The 25,024-nt window shown below is 35.3% G+C and carries 18 protein-coding genes; 14 read left to right on the forward strand and 4 right to left on the reverse strand.

Annotated features, from left to right (window positions below):
• The 3 genes from FGF67_RS05995 to FGF67_RS06005 are packed head-to-tail and all read right to left on the reverse strand — an operon-like array spanning nt 1 to nt 2,876.
• Nucleotides 1–1,329 (reverse strand): sugar MFS transporter, encoded by a 1,329-nt coding sequence (locus FGF67_RS05995; RefSeq protein ID WP_139695727.1) that lies wholly within the window; start codon nt 1,327–1,329, stop codon nt 1–3.
• A gap of 24 nt (nt 1,330–1,353) precedes the next feature.
• Complete coding sequence (locus tag FGF67_RS06000; RefSeq protein WP_139695729.1) at nt 1,354–2,076, reverse strand: LytR/AlgR family response regulator transcription factor; 723 nt, start codon at nt 2,074–2,076, stop codon at nt 1,354–1,356.
• Nucleotides 2,076–2,876, reverse strand: coding sequence for a sensor histidine kinase (locus FGF67_RS06005; RefSeq protein ID WP_233244019.1), 801 nt, complete (start codon nt 2,874–2,876; stop codon nt 2,076–2,078). The genes FGF67_RS06000 and FGF67_RS06005 overlap by 1 nt, the downstream gene beginning before the upstream one ends.
• 470 nt (nt 2,877–3,346) lie before the next feature.
• On the opposite strand from FGF67_RS06005, the gene FGF67_RS06010 reads away from it, so the two are divergent.
• The 9 genes from FGF67_RS06010 to FGF67_RS06050 all read left to right on the forward strand — a co-directional run bounded on the left by FGF67_RS06010 (nt 3,347) and on the right by FGF67_RS06050 (nt 18,901).
• Complete coding sequence (locus tag FGF67_RS06010; RefSeq protein ID WP_139695731.1) at nt 3,347–6,454, forward strand: SusC/RagA family TonB-linked outer membrane protein; 3,108 nt, start codon at nt 3,347–3,349, stop codon at nt 6,452–6,454.
• A 5-nt stretch (nt 6,455–6,459) separates the two neighbouring features.
• Entirely contained in the window at nt 6,460–8,037 is a 1,578-nt protein-coding gene (locus FGF67_RS06015; RefSeq protein WP_139695733.1) for a RagB/SusD family nutrient uptake outer membrane protein, read from the forward strand.
• Nucleotides 8,038–8,191: 154 nt separating this feature from the next.
• Nucleotides 8,192–10,069, forward strand: a complete 1,878-nt coding sequence (gene nagB / locus FGF67_RS06020) for a glucosamine-6-phosphate deaminase (protein ID WP_233244023.1) — start codon at nt 8,192–8,194, stop codon at nt 10,067–10,069.
• A 7-nt stretch (nt 10,070–10,076) separates the two neighbouring features.
• The gene (locus FGF67_RS06025) at nt 10,077–10,502 is read left to right on the forward strand and encodes a hypothetical protein (RefSeq protein WP_139695737.1); all 426 of its coding nucleotides are present in this window, start codon (nt 10,077–10,079) and stop codon (nt 10,500–10,502) included.
• Nucleotides 10,503–10,519: 17 nt separating this feature from the next.
• Nucleotides 10,520–12,571: a beta-N-acetylhexosaminidase gene (locus tag FGF67_RS06030; RefSeq protein ID WP_139695739.1), complete on the forward strand. Its 2,052-nt coding sequence runs from the start codon at nt 10,520–10,522 to the stop codon at nt 12,569–12,571.
• A 2-nt stretch (nt 12,572–12,573) separates the two neighbouring features.
• A complete protein-coding gene (locus tag FGF67_RS06035) occupies nt 12,574–13,422 on the forward strand; it encodes an N-acetylglucosamine kinase (protein ID WP_139695741.1) in 849 nt (282 codons plus the stop codon).
• A 20-nt stretch (nt 13,423–13,442) separates the two neighbouring features.
• Nucleotides 13,443–16,745, forward strand: a complete 3,303-nt coding sequence (locus FGF67_RS06040; protein WP_139695743.1) for a VCBS repeat-containing protein — start codon at nt 13,443–13,445, stop codon at nt 16,743–16,745.
• A 2-nt stretch (nt 16,746–16,747) separates the two neighbouring features.
• Complete coding sequence (locus FGF67_RS06045; RefSeq protein ID WP_139695746.1) at nt 16,748–17,095, forward strand: hypothetical protein; 348 nt, start codon at nt 16,748–16,750, stop codon at nt 17,093–17,095.
• Between the two features lie 324 nt (nt 17,096–17,419).
• The gene (locus tag FGF67_RS06050) at nt 17,420–18,901 is read left to right on the forward strand and encodes a pyridoxal phosphate-dependent decarboxylase family protein (RefSeq protein ID WP_139695748.1); all 1,482 of its coding nucleotides are present in this window, start codon (nt 17,420–17,422) and stop codon (nt 18,899–18,901) included.
• Nucleotides 18,902–18,909: 8 nt separating this feature from the next.
• On the opposite strand, the gene FGF67_RS06055 is transcribed toward FGF67_RS06050, so the two are convergent.
• On the reverse strand, nt 18,910–20,805 hold the full coding sequence (locus tag FGF67_RS06055) for a helix-turn-helix domain-containing protein (RefSeq protein ID WP_139695750.1): 1,896 nt from the start codon (nt 20,803–20,805) through the stop codon (nt 18,910–18,912).
• 244 nt (nt 20,806–21,049) lie between these two features.
• Here FGF67_RS06055 and FGF67_RS06060 point away from each other — a divergent pair, with 244 nt between their 5' ends.
• From FGF67_RS06060 to FGF67_RS06080, 5 genes are all read left to right on the forward strand, one after another.
• On the forward strand, nt 21,050–21,655 hold the full coding sequence (locus tag FGF67_RS06060) for a hypothetical protein (RefSeq protein WP_139695752.1): 606 nt from the start codon (nt 21,050–21,052) through the stop codon (nt 21,653–21,655).
• 259 nt (nt 21,656–21,914) lie between these two features.
• On the forward strand, nt 21,915–23,228 hold the full coding sequence (locus tag FGF67_RS06065; RefSeq protein WP_139695754.1) for a hypothetical protein: 1,314 nt from the start codon (nt 21,915–21,917) through the stop codon (nt 23,226–23,228).
• Nucleotides 23,229–23,755: 527 nt separating this feature from the next.
• Complete coding sequence (locus FGF67_RS06070) at nt 23,756–24,124, forward strand: DsrE family protein (RefSeq protein WP_139695756.1); 369 nt, start codon at nt 23,756–23,758, stop codon at nt 24,122–24,124.
• Between the two features lie 11 nt (nt 24,125–24,135).
• Nucleotides 24,136–24,498 (forward strand): rhodanese-like domain-containing protein, encoded by a 363-nt coding sequence (locus tag FGF67_RS06075; protein ID WP_139695758.1) that lies wholly within the window; start codon nt 24,136–24,138, stop codon nt 24,496–24,498.
• A gap of 135 nt (nt 24,499–24,633) precedes the next feature.
• A complete protein-coding gene (locus FGF67_RS06080) occupies nt 24,634–25,023 on the forward strand; it encodes a hypothetical protein (RefSeq protein ID WP_139695760.1) in 390 nt (129 codons plus the stop codon).
• Nucleotide 25,024 lies beyond the last annotated feature (1 nt).

A 25,024-nucleotide genomic window follows, 5' to 3' on the forward strand; every position in this document is an offset into this window, starting at 1 on the left:
TTACTTCTGCTTCAAGCCTACTTTATGTCCGTAAAATGCATAATACAAAATAATGATATAACAAGGCAAAAGTATCCAATACCCAAATGAGGCTGCTTGAGATGTAGCTGTAACCTCCTCTAAACCAGTTACCATCAATTGCGTTTTTTTACTATCAACCAAAGCGCCATAAAGCGGAGGAATAATAGCTCCCCCGGAAATTGCCATGATAAGTAACGCTGATGCCGTTTTTGTAAACTGCCCCAGTCCATTTAATGCTAGCGGCCAAATAGCCGGCCAAACCAATGCATTAGCGATACCGAGTGACGCTACAAAAAGCACTGAAGTAAATCCACTTGTAAAAACAATACAAAAAGAAAAGAAAATACCTAAAATGGCACTGCATTTTAAGGCAAAGGACTGACTGATATACTTAGGAATTAAAAATACGCCAAGCGCATACGTTGCTACCATAGCCATAAGCGTAAAGAGCGTAAAAAACTTGGCCTCGCTCGCTGGAATATCTAAAGAAATACCATATGCAATTATTGTATCACCCGCTACCACCTCAACACCTACATACACAAATAGAGCCAATACCCCTAACCACAAATGTGGAAATTGAAAGATACTAGACTTTGTTTTTTCTCCAGACACGGTTTCTTCAATCGGTTTTGCTTCCACATGAGGTAAAGGTGCTTTTCTTATCAATAAACCCAGTAAAACAAGCACCACTGCCATGGCTATGTACGGTGTAACCACGCTATCGGCCATTGTATTTAACAGACTTGCTTTTTCAGAATCATCAACTAAACTTAATTTCGCTTTAATTTCGTCAATGCCAGCCAACAATATAGCTCCAAAAATAACTGAGCCTAAAGCACCTGCCACTTTGTTGGCAATACCCATAATAGCTATGCGTTTTGCGGCACTTTCAATTGGTCCTAAAATAGTAATGTATGGATTTGATGCCGTTTGAAGTAGGGTCATACCAGCTCCTTGTATAAAAATAGCCAATAAAAACATCCAATAAGTTCTAGCTTCAGCTGCTGGAATAAATATTAATGCCCCTAAAGCCATAATAATTAACCCTAAGGACATGCCTTTTTTATAGCCTATTTTATTAATGATATATGAGGAAGGTAATGCCATAACCACAAAGGAAATATATGACGCTGATGCCACTAAATAAGATTGTGCATCGGTCAATTCGTTTATGGTTTTCATAAAAGGAATCAAGGCTCCATTAATCCAAGTTACAAAGCCGAAAATAAAAAACAAACCAGCAATTATAATTATAGGCACTAAAGTATTCTGTGCAGGTTTTTTAGTTGATTGATCAGTATTCATAGTATTAATTTGTTCTAGTTAATGTTAGTTTTCTTTATCTTCATTTATATTGAAAATGCGTTCTTTAGCATGTTTTACATAGTTTCTGCCAATTGGTATTTTTCGGTTAGCAATTTCAACGGTATTGCCTTCCAAAGCGCTTACTTTATTAATAGAAACCGTGTAAGACCTATGAATTCTCATAAAGTTAGATTGTGGTAACTCTTCTGTAATGGCCGATAATGATTTGTGCACAACATAATCTCCAAGCGTTGTAATCACCTTTATATAATCCTTTAAACTTTCTATGTACCGTATATCATTTAGATTTACTTTTACTAGTTTTTTATTAACCTTCAAGAAAATGTGCGGTTCTTGATGTAAACTCGCATCAGAGGCGGTGCTATTAACATATACCTGTTGGTATATTTTATTGACTGTTTTTAAAAATCGATTAAACGGAATAGGTTTTACCAAATAATCTAAAACATTCATTTCAAAGCTTTTCACCGCATATTCTCTGTACGCTGTAGTTATTACAATAAGTGGCTTATAACTCAAATTGTCAATGAATGAAAAACCCGTCATTTGTGGCATATTGATGTCTAGAAAAATAACATCTATTTTTTCCTGTTCTAAAACACGATAGGCTTTTAACGGATTATTAAATGTTTCAACCACCTCAATATGATCAAAGTTCTTTAAATGATCTTCAATAACCGTTATTGCTAAAGGTTCGTCATCAATAATAAGGCACTTTATCTTCATTATATTGGGATTTTTAAGTAAAGTTTATACATATCTCCTTCCACTTTTGAATTAAGAATAAAATTGTTTGAGTAAAGCAAATTTAGTCTTCGCATGGCATTTTCATTTCCTATTCCCGAGAATGAGTCTTGAGCTACGTCAGGATTAAAATTATTCTCTAAGGAGAATTCAAGATATCCCTTTAACACATTAAAACTCATATCGATTTTTAAACAGTCATTGGCCTTCATGCCATGCTTAAAACAATTTTCAACAAATGAGAGTATCAAAAGTGGAGGCACTTGAACATCTTCAATATTTCCTGTAATATCCATATTGGTTTCAACCCTATCTTTAAACCTTAAATGCTCTATGTCTATATAATTATTGATATGCGTAATTTCATTAATCAAATCTACTTTAGAGCCATCAATATTATAGAGTACATACTGCATCATTTCAGATAGCTTAATCACCAATTTAGGAGCATCTTCAGATTTTTGAAGGGTTAAAGCGTACAAATTATTTAATGTATTGAAAAAGAAATGAGGCTGTATTTGAGTATGTAAATATTTAAGCTCTGTACTTAACTGCAACTGTGCCAAATCTTCATTCTTCTTTTTTTCTAAAAACCATTCAACCACAAATTTTATTGCTGTTACAAATGATATCACATACAACTCACCTAAAATAACGGCAATAATATAATTGATATCAAAAAAACTAGATGGTAATTGAGACTCTGGAAAAACTTCTTCTGTAACTAATACATAATTTAATGCTGTTCTAATAACATAAACCAATGCTAAAATCACTAACATGATAAAAACATACCTTTTATAGCGTTTCCTAAGAATGAATTTTGGTATTAAATAAAAGATGTTTCCATAAACAATAATAATATGTATGGCGAATTCTACAACATTGGATTTGAATGAATATACATAATCATTAAAGTAACTCCCCCAACGTAACACGTTAAAAATGAAGTATGCCAACCAAAATATCACATGATATTTAATGGGTATAGTAGTTCCTATTTTTTGTTTTGAAAACAGAATAATTCTTAAATTTTAAAGGTTTTACGTATAAATTTTATAACAATACACAGCAATTTTAGTGATATATTCATTAATTAGCAATAAAAATAGCAATAGTTTATTTCGTAAAAATCACTCATCGAAAATTAAATGTTGTCTATGTGTAAAACGATGTCGTTTATATAATTTTTTTTAAAACAAATTTATTTATAGATAGTTTGGCTCAACTAAAAAAACAAAATAATCAAATTATGAAACAAAACTTACAAACACTTTTCTTGTTTTCTTTCTTACTATTGACTGTTCAGTTTTCATTCGGACAGGAAAAAGAGATTAAGGGAACAGTAACTTCAAAAAGTGACGGTTTTCCCCTTCCCGGAGTTAATGTGACCGTGCAAGGCACAACCAATGGGGCTCAAACAGATTTTGATGGCAATTATACACTTACCGTTAATGTAGGTGATGTATTGCACTTTTCTTACTTAGGAATGACTTCTGTAGACGTAACAGTTGGAGCATCAAACACCATTGATGTAATGCTTGAAGAAGATGCTGAACAACTAAACGAAGTTGTTGTAACTGCCCTTGGTATAAAAAAGGAAAGAAAAACGCTCACCTATTCTGCTCAAGATGTAAAAGGCGATGATCTTACCAAGGTAAAACAGGTAAACCCTATAAATAGCTTATCTGGTAAGTCTGCTGGCTTAACCATTACAAGAAGTTCATCGGGTGCTGGTGGGGCAACAAAAGTTGTTTTAAGAGGTAACTCTTCAACCACTAATAATGACCCGCTCTATGTTATTGATGGTGTGCCTATGTTGAATAATGGTAATGGCCAAAACGGAGAAACCCCAGGAACCAACATATTTGGTAGTCAAACAGGAAATCGTGATGGAGGTGATATCACCTCTTTAATTAACCCTGATGATGTTGAAAGTATGACTGTTTTAAAAGGTGCTTCTGCTGCTGCACTATATGGTAGTCAAGGTGCTAACGGTGTTATTCTAATTAATACTAAAAGCGGAAAAGAAGGAAAATTGAGTGTAAATTTCAATTCAACCTTTACTGTTGACAATGTGGTTTCCTTACCTAAATTACAAACTGAATACCAATCAAATTCAGTAGGACAACCCATTGACGAAAATGGCAATGTATCAGATCCTAAATCATGGGGGACAAAAGCAAGTGGTTTATCAAATACTGTTGATGACTTCTTTGAAACAGGTATTACAACCATTAATTCTCTATCGTTAAGTGCTGGAAATAAAAAGGCACAGACCTATTTCTCTTACGCCAATACGTCAGCTACTGGAGTCATGCCAGAAAATCGTTTAAACAGAAATGTGTTAAACTTAAGAGAAACGGCTAGCTTTTTAAATGAAAAAATTAACGTATCTGCAAACATCACCTTATCTGACCAAAGAATCTGGAACAGGCCTGGGAATGGTTTATACTCAAACCCACTAACAGGTTTGTATCTTAACCCTGTGGGTATTGATTTAAACAATTACAAAAACTTTGAATATTTCAATACAGCAACCAATATGATGGATCAATATGCTACGTCATTTGATGAAAATATTCAGCAAAACCCTTACTGGTTAATTTACAGAAATCCAAGTAAAGATATTGTGCAACGTGCATTGGCAAGTGTTAGTGTAAAATATCAAATTACAGATGCGTTCGCCTTACAATCAAGAGGTAGTTATGACAAATCTTTCTTTACTTATGACAAAAGATTATATGCTGGTAGTGATCCTACTTTTGTTCCTAACACAGGAAGATACCAACTTGAAAAAACTGAAAACACACAACAATATTTAGACTTAATTGCTACTTATAACCGTGCTATTTCAGAAGATTTCGATTTTGGTTTAACCTTAGGAACAAGTCTTACCAAATATAAAATTGGAGATCAAATATCATTAGACTCAGGGCCTGAAGGCTTAAAATTCCCTAATGAGTTTACTATTGCAAATTTTGAATCTTCAAATGGCATCATGCAGCAAGTAGGCAACAGAGAAGTACAATCTGTTTTTGGAGCCGCAAACATTGGTTACAAAGGCATGTTATTCTTAGATATTACGGGTAGAACAGACTGGTCTTCAACACTGGTTAATACAGACTCTAAATCGTTCTTTTACCCATCTGTTGGTTTAACTAACATAATAACAGAGACATTTAAAATGCCAGAATCAGTATCTTTTGCTAAGGTAAGATTGTCTTATGCTGAAGTAGGAAAAGATATTCCGGTATATGCTACAGTACCTAGAAGAACTATTGGAACAACCAATTCAGGAGGTACCATAGGATCTGCAAATCAAGCTACATTTGCACCTAGAGAAGGCGAAACACTTAAACCTGAAAGACAAAAGTCTTTTGAAATAGGTACAGAATGGCGTTTCTTAGGAAACAGACTTGGTATAGATTTCACGTACTATGATTCTTCTACTGAAAATCAAATATTCTATATTGATGCACAACCAAACATTGAAGGATATGTTCAAAATATTGTAAACGCCGGTGAGATTTCAAACAAAGGTATTGAGTTAGTCCTTAACGGAAAACCTATTGTTAATGACAACTTTAAATGGAATACAGCCTTAAACTTTGCTCAAAACACGAACAAAGTAGTATCCGTTCATCCATCACTTGAAAATGGCGAAGCTATTTTAACCGCTCCTGGTGTAAATGGTTATGGTTATTCACTTGTTGAAGGTGAAGATTTCGGTAGCATCAAAGGACGTTCTGTGGTAAGAAATGAGAATGGATTACCTGTAGTGACTGATGACGGAAACGGAAACTTAACTATTGAAGCTACAGAATTTCAAACCATAGCTCACGCACAACCTGATTTCACCTTAGGCTGGAATAACTCATTTGATATCAAAAACTTTACAATCAATTTTTTAGTTGATGGAAAATTTGGAGGTAATGTAGTGAGTGTCACCGAAGCGGTAAATGATTTTTATGGTGTATCTCAAGCAACAGCTGACGCCAGAAACAACAATGGTGGCCTAATCAATGTAGTGACTACCGATGGTAATGCAACTACAATGACAGCACAAGACTACTATACTAAAACAGCTGGCAGAGCTGGTTTACTTGGTGAATATGTGTATGATGCAACTAACGTAAGTTTAAGAGAATTATCAATAGGATACACCTTACCAAAGTTTAGTGACTTTTTTGAATCTATCAAGTTATCACTCATTGCAAACAACTTGTTTTTCATCTATAAAGATGCTCCTTTTGATCCAAACATTGCATCCAGTACAGGTATAGGATTACAAGGTGTTGACATCTATGGCCAACCTTCTACAAGAAGTATAGGATTAAACATTAACGTAAATTTCTAAGAAAAATGAAGAATATATATAAATACCTACTAGCTTCTGTAATTATAATCAACTTTACAAGTTGTACTAGTGATTTTGAAAAGATAAACACCGATCCTCACGGTATTAGCGAAGAGAGCTTAACACAAATGAATAACAATGTTGGCAATGAGTTTGGCCCCATGTTTTTAAATGTGTTTAATGTAACTCCAGCATGGAATTTCCAGTTGCAACAAAACTTAATAGGTGATGTATACTCAGGGTATATGACCCCTCCCACACCATTTGCTGGAAATGTAAATAACATGACCTATGCCTTAGTTGATGGTTGGAATGGATTTCCTTGGAGTGACGCCTATGGAAGCATTATGCCACAAGCTCTAAATGTAAAAAATGCCGTAGCATTAGGAGGTGATCCTGACGGTATTAAGTTTGTGTATTTAGCAAACATTATAAAGGTGACTGCTATGCATCGTGTATCAGACATCTACGGCCCTATTAGATACACTAAGTTTGATGATTTTGCTACAACTGGTGAATACGACTCTCAGGAAGTGGCATACAATGCGTTCTTTAATGATTTAACAGAAGCCATTGATGGCTTAAAAGCCTATGAAGGGGATGTGCAATTTATCCCTTTTGACATGTCTGACTTCGAAGGGGATATTGCTTCTTGGAGACAATTTGCTAACAGTATCAGATTGCGCTTAGCCATCCGCGTATCTAAGGTAAATCCTGCTTTAGCTAAAACACAAGGCGAATTAGCTTTAGCTAGTGACGCTGGTTTAATGGAATCAAACAATATGGTAATCAACACTGGATTTCCACATCCACTTACGGTTATTAGTGGTTCATGGGGAGATATTAGAATGGGCGCCGAAATGGAATCTATTTTAACAGGATATAATGACGGAAGAATTGAAACGTATTTCACTCCATCTGAGGATGAAAGTTTGGCTGGTGATTACAAAGGTATTAGAATGGGTATTGATATTGACGCTAAAGGGCAATATGGTGATCATGCGGCTATTGGCGGTGTTATTGATGGTGAAACTATGACCTGGATGACCGCTGCCGAAGTGCATTTCTTGAAAGCTGAAGCTGCCCTAAGAGGTTGGGCTGGTGCTGGAGACGCCAAAGCAAATTATGAAGCTGGAGTTACGGCATCCTTCGCACAACACGGTGTTTCAGGTATTGCTGATTATTTAGCCGATAACACCAGTACACCTGCCGATTTTGTTGATGCCTTAAATGCAACAAATGATATTGCGTACGCCAGTGATGTAAAAATTGCTTATAACGATGCTGGCACACTTGAAGAGCAACTAGAACAAATCATTACACAGAAATGGATTGCTATGTTCCCTGACGGACAAGAAGCTTGGTCTGAATTTAGACGTACAGGCTACCCAAGAATCTTTCCTGTGGTTGTGAATAATAGTGGAGGAACTATTGATACTAATACTCAAATTAGAAGAATCAATTTTGTTCAAAACGAAAAAAACACCAACGGAGAAAATGTTGAAGAAGCCATTGGTTTCTTAAATGGTCCAGATACTGGAGGCACACGTCTTTGGTGGGACACTGGAGCATCAAACTTTTAGTTTAAGTTGAATTGTAAATAGAGTTTAGTTTGTGGTTGTGCAAGCGGAAGACTTCGGTTTTTCGCTTGCTTAAACTAAAACAAGAGATAAAAAAGAAAAAACTGTAGCCGTGAAAATTACCGACAATAAAAATATAGCATATACAAAAGCTGGTATGTTTGAAGAGACTCGCTTTGAAAAAATACATAATGTTATTTTCAAAGAATCAAAAGAAGCGTCCATTCTTGTTGCTCAAGAAATAGCCACTTTAATTCGTGAAAAAGAACAACAAAATCAACCTTGCGTTTTAGGTTTAGCCACAGGTTCTTCTCCCATAAAAGTGTATGAAGAATTAGTAAGAATGCATAAAGAAGAAGGTCTGAGTTTTGCCAACGTAGTTACTTTCAACTTAGATGAATATTACCCCATGGACAAAGGCAATATTCAAAGTTACTTCTATTTCATGCATGAACATCTATTTAATCATATTGATATTCTTCCTGAAAATGTAAACATCCCTAACGGCACAGTAAGCTCAGAAGACTTATACCAATATTGTATTGATTACGAAATGAAAATCAAATCTTACGGCGGTCTTGATTTTCAATTACTAGGGATAGGACGAACAGGACATATTGGATTTAATGAACCTGGTTCTCATTACAATTCAGGCACCAGAAGTATCACTCTAGATCATATTACCCGTGTGGATGCCGCACCAGCTTTTTTGGGTATTGAAAACGTTCCTAGAAAGGCCATAACTATGGGAATTGGTACCGTGATGGGTGCAAAACGTATCATTCTTTTAGGCTGGGGAGGTAATAAAGCTGAAATTCTTAAAAAAACAATTGAAGGTGAAATTACTTCTGAAGTTCCGGCTACCTATTTACAGAATCATGATAATACCACGTTTGTCATCGATGAAGCAGCAGCTGCTGAACTTACCAGAGTAAAAACCCCTTGGCTAGTAACAAACTGTGTTTGGGAAGAATCATTAAAACTTAAAGCCGTTGTATGGCTCAGTGAACGCACCGAAAAGCCTATTTTAAAACTTACCGACAAAGACTATAATAACAATGGCATGTCTGGCCTTTTAACTGAGGAAGGCACAGCCTATGATTTAAACATTAAAATGTTTAACAAGCTTCAGCATACCATTACGGGGTGGCCAGGAGGCAAACCCAATGCTGATGATTCTAACAGACCCGAACGTGCTAGTATTCCCAAAAAACGTGTCATAATTTTTAGCCCGCATCCCGATGATGATGTTATTTCAATGGGAGGTACTTTTGACCGATTAGTGGAGCAAGGCCATGAGGTACATATTGCTTACCAAACCTCTGGAAACATAGCTGTTTCAGATGAAGAAGCTTTGAAGTTTGCTGAAATCACACAAGCTCTTTGTCCCGATTGCGAAGAAACCCAAAGCATTATAAATTTTCTTAAAATAAAAACCGATAATGATATTGACTCGGTTGAGGTACGTCAATTAAAAGGATTAATCAGAAGAAGTGAATCGCTGGGTGCTACAAGATACTTAGGGTTGAAAGATGAGAATGTACATTTTTTGGACCTCCCATTTTACGAAACGGGTACTATCAAAAAGAATAACATCTCACAAGCAGATATTGAAATCATGTGCAACTTAATAGAGACTATTAAACCTCATCAAATTTATGCCGCTGGAGACTTAGCCGATCCGCATGGCACGCATAAGGTCTGCTTAGATACACTATTTGAAGCTCTAAAAGTTTTAAAACCTAACACCTACATGAATGATTGTTGGGTATGGCTGTACAGAGGTGCTTGGCATGAATGGGAGTCTTACCAAATTGAGATGGCTGTTCCTATGAGTCCAGATCAAGTACTGCGAAAACGCCATGCTATTTTCTACCACCAGTCTCAAAAAGATGGCGTTATGTTTCAAGGGGGAGATTCGCGAGAATTTTGGGTACGTGCAGAAGACAGAAACAGATTAACAGCAAAAAAATACAATGATTTAGGACTGGCAGAGTATGCCGCTATTGAAGCCTTTAAACGGTATTATTTTTAAAACGACTATGAAAGTACTTATGTTATTTCTTTTAAGTATAGCACTATATAGCTGCCACCAAAAACAAGTATCAACCCACATGATTGGTTCTTGGAAAATGGTTTATGCAGATGTTTTAGAAGACGATTCCATACAGACAAAAGATTTAACGCATACGGCTTTTATAAAAATTATAAATCAAACGCATTTTGCTTTTTTTAATCAGAGTGAACATGGCAATGATCTTTTTTACAGTGGGGCTGGCACCTATGTTTTAGAAGACAACACCTATACAGAAACTCTTGATTATACAACCGATAATCACCTGAAATCTCAGAAGTTCATATTCAAGGTTCAGTTTATTGGTGATACTCTAGTTCAATCGGGAGTAGAGCAAATTGAAACGGCTGGAATTAACAGAACGATTACTGAAAAGTACATCAGAATTAATTAGACAAAAAGACCCAACAGATGAATCAAATCATATTATATATTTTACTTGTTTTGGGAATAAGTCAAATGACAATGGCTCAAAACCCACTATCAAACAAATATGATTTAATGCCCTGGCCAAAAGAAATCAAAGAAAAACCTGCTAAGTTTTTGATTAATAGCGACGTTACGATCTCAATACACTCAGAGCATTCTGAGCGAGTTCGTAATGCCGCTGTTAATTTTATTAGACGTCTAAGCGCTCGTACTGGTGTTTTTTTCAACGAAGGCTTTCCGTTAGAAAACAAAAAAGGAACCATTCAAATATCGTATGATGAGGTTGTAACACTCAATTTAAAAGCCGATGAATCTTACACTTTAAATACCAACGACTCCCTTATTGAGATTAAGGCTCAAACAGATCTTGGTGCTTTAAGAGGGTTACAAACCTTATTACAACTCACAGACCACAACTCGTCAACATACTTTTTTCCTGGAATCAGCATTTTTGATGCGCCCCGATTTGTATGGCGCGGCTTAATGATTGATGTATCGCGTCATTTTCATCCGGTAAACGTTATTAAACGCAACCTAGATGCTATGGCTTCAATGAAAATGAATGTATTTCATTGGCACCTTACAGATGATCAAGGTTTTAGAATAGAATCAAAAGCATACCCAAAACTACAAGAACTAGCTTCTGATGGTTTATTTTACACACAAGAACAAATAAAAGAAGTAGTAACCTATGCTGATCATTTAGGAATTAGAGTGATTCCTGAAATTGATGTTCCTGGTCATGCGTCAGCCATATTAACAGCCTACCCTGAGCTAGGTAGTAAAGCAGATTATCACTATGCCATAGAACGCTTTTCTGGAGTGTTTGACCCTACCTTAAATCCTACCCTTGACACCACTTATGTATTTCTTGAAACGCTATTTGCCGAAATAACACCACTTTTTCCTGATAAATACTTTCATATTGGTGGTGATGAAAACGAAGGTAAACACTGGAATGAAAATCAAGAGATTCAAAAATTTAAAAAGAAACATAAGCTTAAAACCAATCACGATCTACAAACTTACTTCAATATAAAACTTGAAAAAATATTAAATAAACTGGGCAAAAAACTTATGGGATGGGATGAAATCATGACACCCGATATGCCAACATCTGCTGTGATTCATTCATGGCGTGGCGAAAATGAAGGTCTACCTAATGGCGGCTCCTTAATAGCGGCGGCTAAAAAAGGCTACCAAACCGTACTCTCAAACGGTTATTACATTGATAGAATGCTTTCTGTGGAACATCATTACTCAAATGATCCTATTAAAAATATTGAATTAACCCCTGAAGAACGCTCCAGAATTTTGGGAGGTGAAGCCACCATGTGGAGCGAATTAGTAACCTCACAAACTATCGATTCTAGAATATGGCCAAGAACAGCAGCTATAGCAGAACGTTTTTGGTCAAGCAAAGACGTAAATGACGTTGAAAACATGAGAAAACGCCTTAAAACCGTTTCTTTTCGGCTAGAAGAATTAGAACTTACCCACATAAAAAACAAAGCGGTCATTTTAAGAGGTATGACAAATAATCAAGATATTTCATCGCTTGAAACACTTACAAACATTTGTGAACCCTTAAAAGTTTATGCCAGAAATAAAGATGGGGTTGAGTACAAAACCTATTCTCCTTTTAATTTATTTGCAGATGCCTGTATTGTTGATGCGCCAGATGCTCTTATTTTTAATCAACATGTTACTGCCTTTATAAAAACACCCAATAACAACAATCAAACTGCTGTACTAAATTGTCTCTATAAATGGGCTGCAAATGATGCCCAATTTTCAAAGCTTAGAATGAATCCTAAGATAAGCGCATTAAACACCTTATCAAAAAGTTTGTCAAACGCTTCAAAAGGTTTATCAGAAGTACTACAAAATGAAGATATTTCAGAAACCACTATCGATCAAATTCAATCGAATATTGACATTTTAAGTCAGGAGTTTATGGACACAGAAGTTGTTATTATAGACGCTTTAAACAAACTTGTTTCCTATTGTAAAACAAACCTAAAAACTAACTAAACATGATACTTATAGCAGACAGCGGGTCTACCAAATGCGATTGGATACTCTATGAAAATGCTTCCTCAGAACCATTAAGAATAAAAACCAAAGGACTCAATCCTGCTATCCTCAATAAGAAACAATTCATCAAAATTATCGCAGACAACCAAGACCTTAAAACCTATAAAAATGACATTACCCAAATTAAATTTTTTGGAGCAGGTTGTGGTTCAAAAAGGAGTCAGAAAAAAGTAAATAGTATTCTTAAACTCTATTTTGAAAACGCAGAGGTTATTACTAATGAAGATACTATGGCCGCTATTATGGCTACCACAAAAACACCTGCTGTAGTTTGTATTTTAGGTACAGGTTCTAATTGCTGCTATTTTGATGGAAAACATATACACTTAAAAACGCCTTCATTTGGTTACATTTTGATGGATGAGGGCAGTGGAAACTATTTTGGCAAACTGTTATTACAATCGTATTTCTACGAACGCATGCCCAGTGATTTAAGGTCTATTTTTGAAAGTACTTTTAACGTAAAAGAAAAAGCAATTATAAAAGGGTTGTATAAATCAAAAACACCTAATAAGTATCTAGCTGCTTTTGCTCCTTTTTTGTTTAAATGTGAATCGCATCCATTCATTCAGCGTATGCTATTTAATGGTATAAATGCATTTATTGAAAACCATGTTCTAAAGTACCGGGAAACCCTAAAAGAAGTACCTATTCATTTTGTGGGTTCTATTGCTTATTACGCACAAGATTATATCAAACAAGCACTTCAGGAACGCGGTATAAAGGCCGGAAAATTTGTAAAAAGTCCTATGGAAAGTATTATTAGTCAGCAAACTGAATTATCTTAATGCAATCAAACCACTTCGTTATGGTATTAAGACAAAAAGCAACATTACGTATTCTATTAATTATAGGTCTTTATGCTATTCTTACCTTAGTACTTCATAGCTGTTCCACCGAAAACAAGCCAACTACTACAAACACCAAGCAATTTACGTTAGTAGACAACAACCACAGTGGTATTCATTTTAAAAATACAGTAAAAGAAACCCTCTATTTTAATTTCATCAACTACGCTTACATCTATAACGGTGCGGGTGTAGCTGTGGGCGATATAAATAATGACGGTCTTGAAGATTTGTTTTTTACTTCAAACCAAAATTCAAATAAACTATACCTCAACCAAGGAGATTTTACCTTTGAAGACATTAGCGCAAAAGCTCAAATTGAAGATAAAGCAGGTTGGACAACAGGAGTCACCATGATTGATATCAACAATGACGGTTGGTTGGATATTTATGTATGTAAATCTGGTGCACTACAAAGCCATGAGCTTAGAAAAAATAAACTCTTTATCAATCAAAAAGATAACACCTTTAAAGAAGAAGCTGCCAAATACGGATTAGATCATTTTGGCTTTTCTGTACAAGCCTATTTCTTTGATTACGACAAAGATTCAGATTTAGATATGTATTTGGTTAATCACCGTGCAGACTTTCAAAACAATACGGTTATTAATGCAAAAATTCAAGCGCATAAAGAACCCTATCATTCTGATCAACTTTTTAGAAATGACGGTACTACATTCACCAATGTTACCAAAACAGCAGGCGTAGAAAATAAAGCTTGGGGATTAAGCGCTAGTATTGGAGATTTTAATAATGATAACCTGCCAGACATTTATGTAGCCAATGATTTTTTAGAACCCGATTTTCTTTATATCAATCAAGGTGATGGCACCTTTAAGGATGAGATTTTAAAACGCTTTAAACATATAGCCGCAAATAGTATGGGGTCTGATTACGCCGATATTAATAATGATTTAAAACCAGATTTAATTGTTTTAGATATGATGGCCGAAGACCATATACGAGGTAAGCAAAATATGGCCACCATGAGTACAGAAAATTTCAATTTGATTGTAAATAGTGGATATCATCATCAATATATGTCTAATATGCTTCAGCTCAATAACGGAAATGGCACGTATAGTGAAATAGGTCAGTTAGCGGGTATTGCTAAAACAGACTGGAGTTGGGCGCCTCTTATAGCTGATTTTGATAATGATGGTTATAATGATTTATTTGTAAGTAATGGTATTGAAAATGATCTTTCTAATCAAGATTTCAGAAATCAAATGCGAGAGAATATCAGGAATCGTAAAAAAGTTTCACTTGAAGAAGCTATTAGCATGATGCCTTCAGAAAAACTGAGCAACTACATGTATCGAAATAATCAGAACCTAACTTTTGAAAACAAAACAACAGACTGGGGGATTGACCAGAAAGTAAATTCTTGCGGAGCTATTTACACCGATTTAGATAATGACGGAGATTTAGATTTAGTTTTAAATAACCAAAGTGACGCAGTTTCTATTTACAGAAATAACGCAAACTCCAATTATATTAGTTTTAAATTTGAAGGCTCTGACAAAAACACAAATGGATTAGGCTGTACGGTTTCGGTATTTTCTCAAGACTTACAGCAATCAAAAACACTCTTCCCAAGCAGAGGCTATCAATCTTCGGTTACCAATAAATTGCACTTCGGCTTAGGCAAAAACACAGGCATTGATAGTGTTATTATACAATGGCCTAACCAATTAAAGCAACGGCTTGAGCATATAGAAATAAATCAAACTTTTGTGGTAAAGCAAGGTGATGCAAGTAAATCGCATTCTGATTCAAATCAAAACCCACCAGAATGGTTTGCACCTATCAATTCAGAATCTTTAGGTATTAACTACAGGCAAAAAGAAAACCAATATGATGATTTTCAACATCAGTTATTGCTTCCTCAAAAACAATCTGAAAAAGGCACCCCCATTGCTGTTGGCGATGTGAATGGCGACACCTTAGATGACCTTTTTATTGGCAACGCCCAAAACGCCGCCGCAGCACTTTATATTCAAAATTCTGATGGCACTTTTTTTAGCAGCAGCGTGTCTATATTTAATACCGATAAAGTATTTGAAGATACCGATGCTCAATTTGTGGATATAGATGCTGATGGCGATTTAGACTTATATGTAGCGTCTGGTGGTTATGAAATAGAAGAAGAAAGTCCACTGCTACAAGACCGCATATATCTGAATAATGGAAAAGGACTCTTTTCAAAACAGGATGTTTCACCAAATCTTATGAATAGTAAAAAAGTGGTTTTTGCAGATTGGGACAACGATGGTGACCAAGACGCATTTATTGCAGGCGGTGTTATACATGGTAAATATCCACAAGCATACCCTTCAAAATTATTAAGCAATGAAAATGGCACATTAACAGCTGTTGGTACAAATATATTTCCAATTGCCGAACTAGCTATGGTTAATGATGCTATTTTTTCAGATTATGACCAAGATGGTGATCTTGATATTATTGCCGTTGGCGAATGGATGGGTATTGTCTTTTTTGAAAATAAAAACAATGTGTTTGAAGCGAACAAAACACTGTTAAACTCAGATGTTTCAGGGTGGTATCAAACCATAAAAGAAATAGATGCAAATAACGATGGGTTTCCTGAATATTTAGTTGGTAATTGGGGCAATAATAACAAATTTCATCCTTCTGAAACAAAACCGCTTCACATCTATGCCGATTATCTTGATGATAACAACTCCTTTGATGTGGTTTTAAGTAAAGTCTCTAAAACGGGTGATTTACTACCCGTACGCGGTAAAGAGTGCTCATCACAACAAACACCTTTTATAAATGATAAGCTTAAAACATACAAAGCCTTTTCTAATTCTACACTTCCAGACATTTATGGCGCAGATAAGCTTGCCCATGCCTTGCATTACCAAGCAACCACGTTTAGCTCTTTAATACTTAAAAACAATAAAGGCGTTTCTTTTAGTGTGGAAAATCTGCCAATAGAAACCCAATTTAGTCCAACATTAAGTTTTGCGCTCCACGACATAAATCATGATGGTTTTATCGATGTTTTGGGCGTGGGCAATGTGTATGATGCCGAAGTGGAAACCATACGCTATGACGCCTCAAAAGGCTATATCCTTTTAGGTAATTCTTCGGGTAAATTCACCTGCCTAAAAGACCTAAGTTTTTTCAATGATTTTGAAGCTAAAGCCATTAAAAAAATCACTATTAAAGGTCAGACTCATATGCTTATTCTAAACAAAAACAGTACCCTAAATATCTTTAAATTGAAATCATAATCATGTGCACAGTATCGGTCATGCCTAATGAGATAAAACAGTTAAAATCAAGCCACCAAGAGACAAACTATTATGTATGGCATGAGATCGTTAAAATTTCTCATACAGATTTGTATTATAAACTTATCAACTGGCTAAGTGGTGAGTTTGATCTTTTTCTTCAAGATAATCACTCTCAATTTACTGTATTCTTTCCTAATGGTTGGTTTAAAATTTCAGTACGTCAAACGCATTCTAAACGTATTACCATCGATATTCTGGTTAACAGCAAACGCAAAAAGAGCGGACTTAAAATGAATAATCACGTACATCAAATACTTACCCATGTTTTAAGCCTTTCTAGTAACTAAGGCTATTTACCGTATTTCATTTCATCCTTCTTCTGTTCAATTAAATAATATAAAAAAGCGCCTACATAAATGCAAGCGCTTACTTAGCTATTAATTCCCTAATCCGAAGTTAGAATTAAGGATTGCATATTACAATTTATATAAATGAAGCTGTGTAACAAATGTTACATAACTACAAGAAAACACAAACTCCTTAGCTTATTTTATCTGAATTACTTGATAAATATACTAACTTTAAAACATCTAGTAATAAACCACATAGCGTGTGTGTTTGTTGATTAACATGATTTAATTAAATAAATTTCTTTAAATACAATTTATCAAATGGGTGCAGAACAACAAGACGTATCACAAGAAACCTTAGATCCCACAAATTGGGAAACCACAAGAAAACTCATGCATCAAATGATTGATGATGCCATAGATTATACTTCTAATTTAAGACAACGACACGTTTGGGAACAAATGCCTTTAGAGAAAATAAAGCAGTTAGAAACACCTTTACCACAAGAGTCAACAAACTTAGAACAGGTTTATCATCAGTTTAAAAACACTATTCTACCTTTTCCTATGGGAAATATTCACCCCAGATTTTGGGCGTGGTATATGGGTAGCGGCACGGTTTCTGGGTTTTTAGGCGACTTTTGGGCCTCGGTGATGAATCCTAATTTAGGGGGAGGAAATCATGCAGGTCATAAAGTTGAAGAACAGGTAATTAATTGGATTAAAGAAATGATGCGCTTTCCCCCTAGTTCGAGTGGCCTTTTAGTTAGTGGCGGATCTATGGCCAATTTCACAGCATTAACCGTTGCCCGAAATATAAAACTAGGGTACGATGTTCGGCAAAAAGGCATCACAAAAGAAACTGCAAATAAGTTTGTTATATATGGGTCCAGTGAAATTCATAGTTGCAATCAAAAAGCACTTGAAATATTAGGATTGGGAGCTGAAAGTCTACATAAAATTCCTGTTAACGCTGACTACACCATAAACTTAGCAACGTTGGAAGATCAGATTACAAAAGACAAAAACAAAGGATTGGTACCTTTTGCCATTATTGGTACATCAGGCACCATAAATACGGGCGCTATTGATGACTTAAAAGCGCTTTCTAACATTTGCAAAAGAGAATCCCTATGGTTTCACGTAGATGGAGCCATAGGTGCTGTTGCTGTGTTATCAGACATAGCAAAACCCCAATTAGCAGGCATTGAACTGGCTGATTCTATAGCTTTAGATTTACACAAATGGTTACACATGCCTTTTGAAGCAGGTTGTGTGTTAATAAAAAATCATGAGGCTCACAAAAACACCTTTTCCGTTATTCCTGAGTATTTAGAAAAACATGACAGAGGTCTCGGATCTGGTTCAGATTGGTTTAGCGAATACGGTTTACAACTCTCCAGACGATTCAATGCTCTGAAAATTTGGATGTCACTAAAGGAACATGGTGCAAAAAAGTTTGGCCGAATGATTACCAAAAACATCAATCAAGCACATTATTTAGGCCGTCTTATTAAAGACCATAATCAACTTGAACTCCTTGCTCCTATTGGGCTTGATATTGTTTGTTTCAGATATCATGTAAATTATTTATCTGAAGAAAAACTGAACGCCATAAACAGGGAAATTAAACTGCAAATAGAGGAACAAGGATTGGCTATGATAGGGTATACCAGTCTGCAAAGCACCTATTGCCTGAGGGTAGCTATTGCAAACCATAGAACACGTTATGAGGATTTTGATCTATTGGTGAACGCCATTCTGGAAATTGGAGTTCGAATTTCAGGAAGCCTTAATTCATAAACAGCTTCCTATTTTTGAACCAACAAGTTTTGATTGTTTCTAACGGGTATTTTGAGGTTAGACGCAAATGTTTTAAAATCTTTATGATCTTTTATTTTATCAAAAGCAGGCACTACAGCAGCCCATGCTACAAAGGCATGCTTTGGTTCCTTTTCTAACATCTTAACAGCCATTTCAGCTTGATTAGATTGCGCATATAACACAGCTAACGACCAATTTTTCCATGGTGAATTTGGCCAGTTATTTACTTGTTCAATAATTTCATTGGCTTTTTCAAAATCGCCCATTTCTGCATAAATCCCTCCTAAAGAAGCTACCATTCCTGGGCTGTTTTCATAAAGCTTTCCATAGGCTTCTTTAGCATTCAAAAAATCATTTTGTTGTCTATAAATAAAACCCTTAGCTAAATAAGCAATAGCATTATTGGGTGCAATTTCTAATGCTCTTTCTACTTTTTCCATGGCTCCTTTATAATCTCCATAATAAGCTAACATCCAGCCTGACCATGCTATATACTTAGCGTTTAATGGGTCTAATTTTTCAGCCAACTCATGATGTTGTAAAGCCTTTGCCCGATCGCCTACTAGCAAACAATACCATGAATAATCATAATGCACATTAGCCATACTGGGGTTTTTAGTCAATAAATAATCAAACAATTTTTCGGCTTCATACCAGTTTCTATCATGATAAATATGAATACTTGCAATGGCAGCATAGGCTTCTAATAACGACGTATCTAATTCTATAGCCCTATTTGCAGCCATTAATGCTTTTTCAAAAACATCTTTATTCTGTGAAGCACTGTGCCCCAAAATTACGTAACCATAAGCCAATCCTGCATATGCCAAGGGTTCGGCAGGATCATCATCTAATGCTTTATATAAAAATTGTAGCCCTTTATCAAAATCTTCTTGAGATGATTTATGGAGATAATACATACCACGAATATAATTCTTATAGGCACTGGTATTGACTACTCTATGGTTAGCACTATGAAATTGATTTTCGGACACATAGGGCATGCCCGTAAGCTTTGCAATTTTTTGAGCCACCAAATTTTGAATAGAAACGATATGCTCTAATGAGGTGTTATAATTTATAGACCCTGCATTTACACCATCAACCTTATTAATGGTTATATTTAAACGCATACTATCATTATCTGAATAATATACCTCACCAGAAACTATAAAATCTACACCAAGCTCTTTTATAATCTTCGCTTTTGTTTTGCTACTATTCTTATACTTTACTGTGGTGGCTCTTGACAATACATTGAACTGGTTTATTTGTCCTAATGATTTTGTAAGTCCGTCATGAATGCCTTCAGACAAAACATCTGAATCCATTAAATTTGAATTTACCTTTAAAGGCAGTATGGCAATAGATTTGGGTTTTTGGGTTTTTGTATTGCCTGCATAAAAATAAAACACACCTATACCTAAGGCGATAAAAAATAATACACCTAAATGAACTGAACGTAATTTTAAAGTTCCTAACTGAAAATATGCTTTTTTGGTATTTCGATTTAAATTAATCTCAGCATTTGTATGAATATTTTCTGTTTTATGCTTCAATTCGCCTGGCGAACATTTATAATGCTGCTGAAAGCACTTGGTGAAATATGAAGGACTATTAAAGCCAACAGCATAGGCTACTTCTGAAACATTTTTTTCATAATCTTTTAAGAGTTCATAACCCTTTTGCAATCGAAAGATTTTAATATATTGACTTGTTGAAACACCATTTAACCGTTTTAATTTTCGATGAAGCTGAGACCGGCTCACCCCTATATTAGAAGCCAGATCGTTCACCCCAAAGTTTTCGTCATGATAATTTTCTTCTAAAATATTATTCAGCCTTTCAACAAAGGATTGCCCTAAAGATGATTGAGAATTCATAACCTAAAACACACCAAAATTTACGTCCTTTTAAGATACGCAAAAAATAAACCCACAACAAAAATTAACGCTTAACAGCAATATATTCAATACAATACAAACACAATCAACATATTTTACAGGATTCGCAACATATGTTTTAAGCATTGCAACACCACAAATGACATTAATTTCAATAAAAACTAACTTTAAGAAGGCTAGTAACCTTAGCCATAAAGCCATTGTTTAATTAAACTAACATCTTATGAAAACTTTAAAATTATTATTTGTACTGGGCAGTTTAACCTATTCTTTAATGACTTGTCAAGACAACCAAGACCTTATAACTGAAGACCACTTAACTGAAATGAATTCCAAAACCTCCAAACACGTGGAAGTACCTTTTAAATCCAAATTGCATACAGCTCAGGCAGAAGATGCACTTACTGTAATATGCTCTGCTACTTCTCCAACTGATTTTTGGGGATTGGAGCATCAAGTAGGTGACGGTAGTGCCACGCATGTTGGTGAATTTACTATTGACTTAAAATTTTGTTTCCATGTTGTTTTAAACCAAAATGGCATGCCTGATTTTGAAGGTGGATTTGGTGAATACAGCGGAGACAATGAACCAATTCCATTGCAATCTGCTAATGGAGATCTTTTATATATATCGGCAACATCTGATGGGAAACTTATCCCAATCCAACATGAGCATTATATTTTTGAGTTCTTTGATAAATGGGTTATTACAGGAGGGACTGGAAGATTTGAAAATGCCTATGGTGAATTTACATGGCATGGTCTGGTAAGAAACGATGATACAGGCACTGACCACACCTGGGAAGGCACCATTATTTTCAACAAATAATTGTAACAATAAGTTAAAAAACCACAAGCAAATACAACATATTTAATAGGTTTTGAAGCGCTAATCGTACTAATTTAAATAACATTTCAGACCTTAAAAAAAAGCCTCCTTCTACTTAAACACGGCTAAAACTATTAATTTGAGCGCATTACTTATCACTGGGAAGACTTTAAGCACAAGTCTATAATCTTACAGGTTATAAAAACAGCTACATCTACAATTGTATTATTCACTTTTACTAATCAAAACTATTTGAACCATGAAAAAAAATATTTACATACTGACAATATCAATTTTAGTATTGATTTCTTGTAATAAAGAAGACATTATGTTTGAACATGAACAAAACCTTAGTAACGCAGATCTGTCTTACAATGCTTTGTCTGATGCTATTATTGTAGCGCCGAGTAATGACATGTCAGGCGTTGAAGATGCCAATAACATTGAGGCTGCTCTAGAATTGGCTAAAGCTTCTGGAAGCACCGTGTATTTATCGGACGGCCTTATGAACACAAAAGATCATTATTACCTAAGCAGAAGTGTTAGGACTGAAGGCTTTAACGGAGCCTTTTTAGGAGAAGGCAAAAACAAAACCTTGATCCATGTTGGTAGAAAATCGGATACAGAAGGCTTTACAGGTGTTCATTCGACTGGTTGGGGTGGATTTGTTCCAAATGTATTTCAGTTTGACAAACCAACAGGAGATGTAACCATTAAAAATCTGGCAATTTTGATTAAAGATGATGCACCAAGAGGGACTGGTTCCGGGCCTTCCTTTATAGGAGTTGCTCTTGAACTTATTGGAGGCTCCTTTAATGCTCATATTAATAACATTAGGATAGAAGGAAAAGCATCTCAAGCTAGTGGCAATTTAATTGGCTACAATCTCAACTGGGGCATCCATGTAATGCCCTGGGGTGATTTTAATCCAGGACAACCAGGACCACCACCAAGAACTCAAGGCAGCTCCCTTACCATTAAAAATATTGATTTTGAAAACTTAGCTTGGAATGCCATCAGCTTTATGGATTTTGGGGATGCCTCTAAAGTACTAATAGATCAGATCTCTGCTAAAAAAGTAGGCACAGGTGTAGCTGGAGGAAGAGCAAATGACTCAGATATCATGATATCCAATGTTGAGATAAATTGTCATGATGCCACCAATCCTCAAGGAAGGGGTCTCGCCCGTGGTATGGTCTTTTGGGAAATGGCCTCGGCGCCAACCATTACCGATTGTATGATAAAAAATTCCAACTGGTGGTGGCAAATCTTAATAGTTGCTTCTCAAAATGCGACGATTACCAACACTAGCTTTGTTGATTGTCAACCTGGAAATGCAGCTATAGTTATAAATAACTCAACCCATTGCAACATTATTCAAAACGATTACAGGGACAATGGTTTACCAGGATGGACTGAAAACAGCAATGGCCCTGGAGCCGTATTTATGAACCCTGGATCTTCTAATAATTATGTACATGAGATGAAGTTTCCAGCCAGATTAACTGTTTGCGACATGGTTAGAAATCTTGGCAGTAACAACACCATTCATAATTGGGAAGCTTGTGATTAATGAACAAAAAACGCATTAAAATGAATTAAAAAGGTTTTCATAGTTCATCGTTTTAGTTTTAATCTCTTTTAATTCTAAGAGGCTGTCTGAAAAAATTGATGTCATTTAAATCCCATAGTTTAGGGATGAAGTAATCTTATAGTAACCAACCAGAATGCTAAAGATGCCTTCATTATATTTACATGACATCAATTTTTTTAGACAGTCTCTTTTACATGAATATGGTTTCCTACTATCATCCGCCCGCTTGAATAAGCAAGTTCAACAACCACATCAGTTGTAAATTTAAAACCAATAATCTTTACTATTAGCATGGTATAGGCTTGGAAATCATTTTAACCTTCATCTACTATGAGCTCCTTTTCATATCTTCTATATACTACGCCTCATATTTTATCCTGTTTAAAGGTCATTTTTTTAATATGGACTAGTCAGGTTATTTTTTGAACTTTTGAATCAACTCACACTCACAAATCGCCTATACATTTGTACCATAAACAATTATTAATCAATTAAATAAAACAATCATGAGTACAAAACAAAAATTAGTCGTATTAATAAGCTACGGGTTAGATGACGAAAGAGCATCTGTAGCATGGAGCATTGCAAATGGAGGCATCAAATCTGGATTAGACGTAAGCATTTTTCTTGTTAGTGCAGGAGTTGACTGGGTTAGAAAAGGAGCAGCCGACAATGTACACCTCAACCCTAAAGATCCTACAATGAAAGAAATGATTGACGCCGTAGTTCATAACAAATGTAGAATTATGGTATGTCCTCCATGTGCCGAAGTAAGAGGGTATTCTGTTGATAATCTTATTGATGGCATTGAACTTATAGGCTCAGGCGCCTTACACCAATTAATATTAGAAGGTGCCGAAGTGATTTCAATTTAAAACTAAAAATCATGAATCATTCCAACGTAAAAACATTCAACGAAGCCATTCCCCAAGTAAGTGCTAAAGATTTAGATGCGATTATAGCCGAAGGTCGATTTAACATTATAGATGTAAGAAACGCCAAAGGTATTGACACCCAAGGTGGTATTCCAGGTGCTATTAATATTCCTTTCGAGACTATTGAAAACGTGATCAACAAAGAACACCAAGATTACAATCCGCTTTTTGAGAATGATGGCCCCTTTTTATTTTGCTGCACAGGAGGTGTTATGTCTTATATGGCGGCTTTAAAAGCTCAAGAAAAAGGCGTTAATAATGTACATAACTTAGAAGGCGGTCATGCGGCTTGGCTAAAGCTAAAAAATACTTAAATGCAATATTTAAGCCATCCTAATATCACTACTTAATAAAATCAAAATGCAAGTTTTCTAAAAGAATAAAGTGAATTCCAAAAAGGAAGACTTGCATTTTTAATTAGATTTTCTAGTAATCTTAAAATAAATCACATGGATATATTAATAATCATATTCACCGTTTATGGCATATCAGCCATTATCACAATAGGCAAGCTATTTGAACCTTTACGAGATTTGGCCGAAAAACATAGTCCGAATTTCTGGAAACATTTAACCAGTTGTATGCAATGTTTACCTTTTTGGGTTGGCATATTGGTGTCATTACTTACAGAAACTCCTGTTAAAGTTACTTGTGAGGGATGCCATCCTCTATTAAGTACTTTCTTTACCTATTTGTTTTCTGGAGCTTTTTTTAGTGGCACAACGCTATTGATTCACACCATTTTTATCAGGCTAAAAAGGTCTGATTGGAACAACTTTCAGGAACAGAAAAAACAGCGAAAAACTAAAAGGGTATTATTTAATGAAACAAAATTTTAAT

The sequence above is a fragment of the Allotamlana fucoidanivorans genome, from assembly GCF_006265225.1.
Lineage (GTDB): Bacteria > Bacteroidota > Bacteroidia > Flavobacteriales > Flavobacteriaceae > Allotamlana > Allotamlana fucoidanivorans.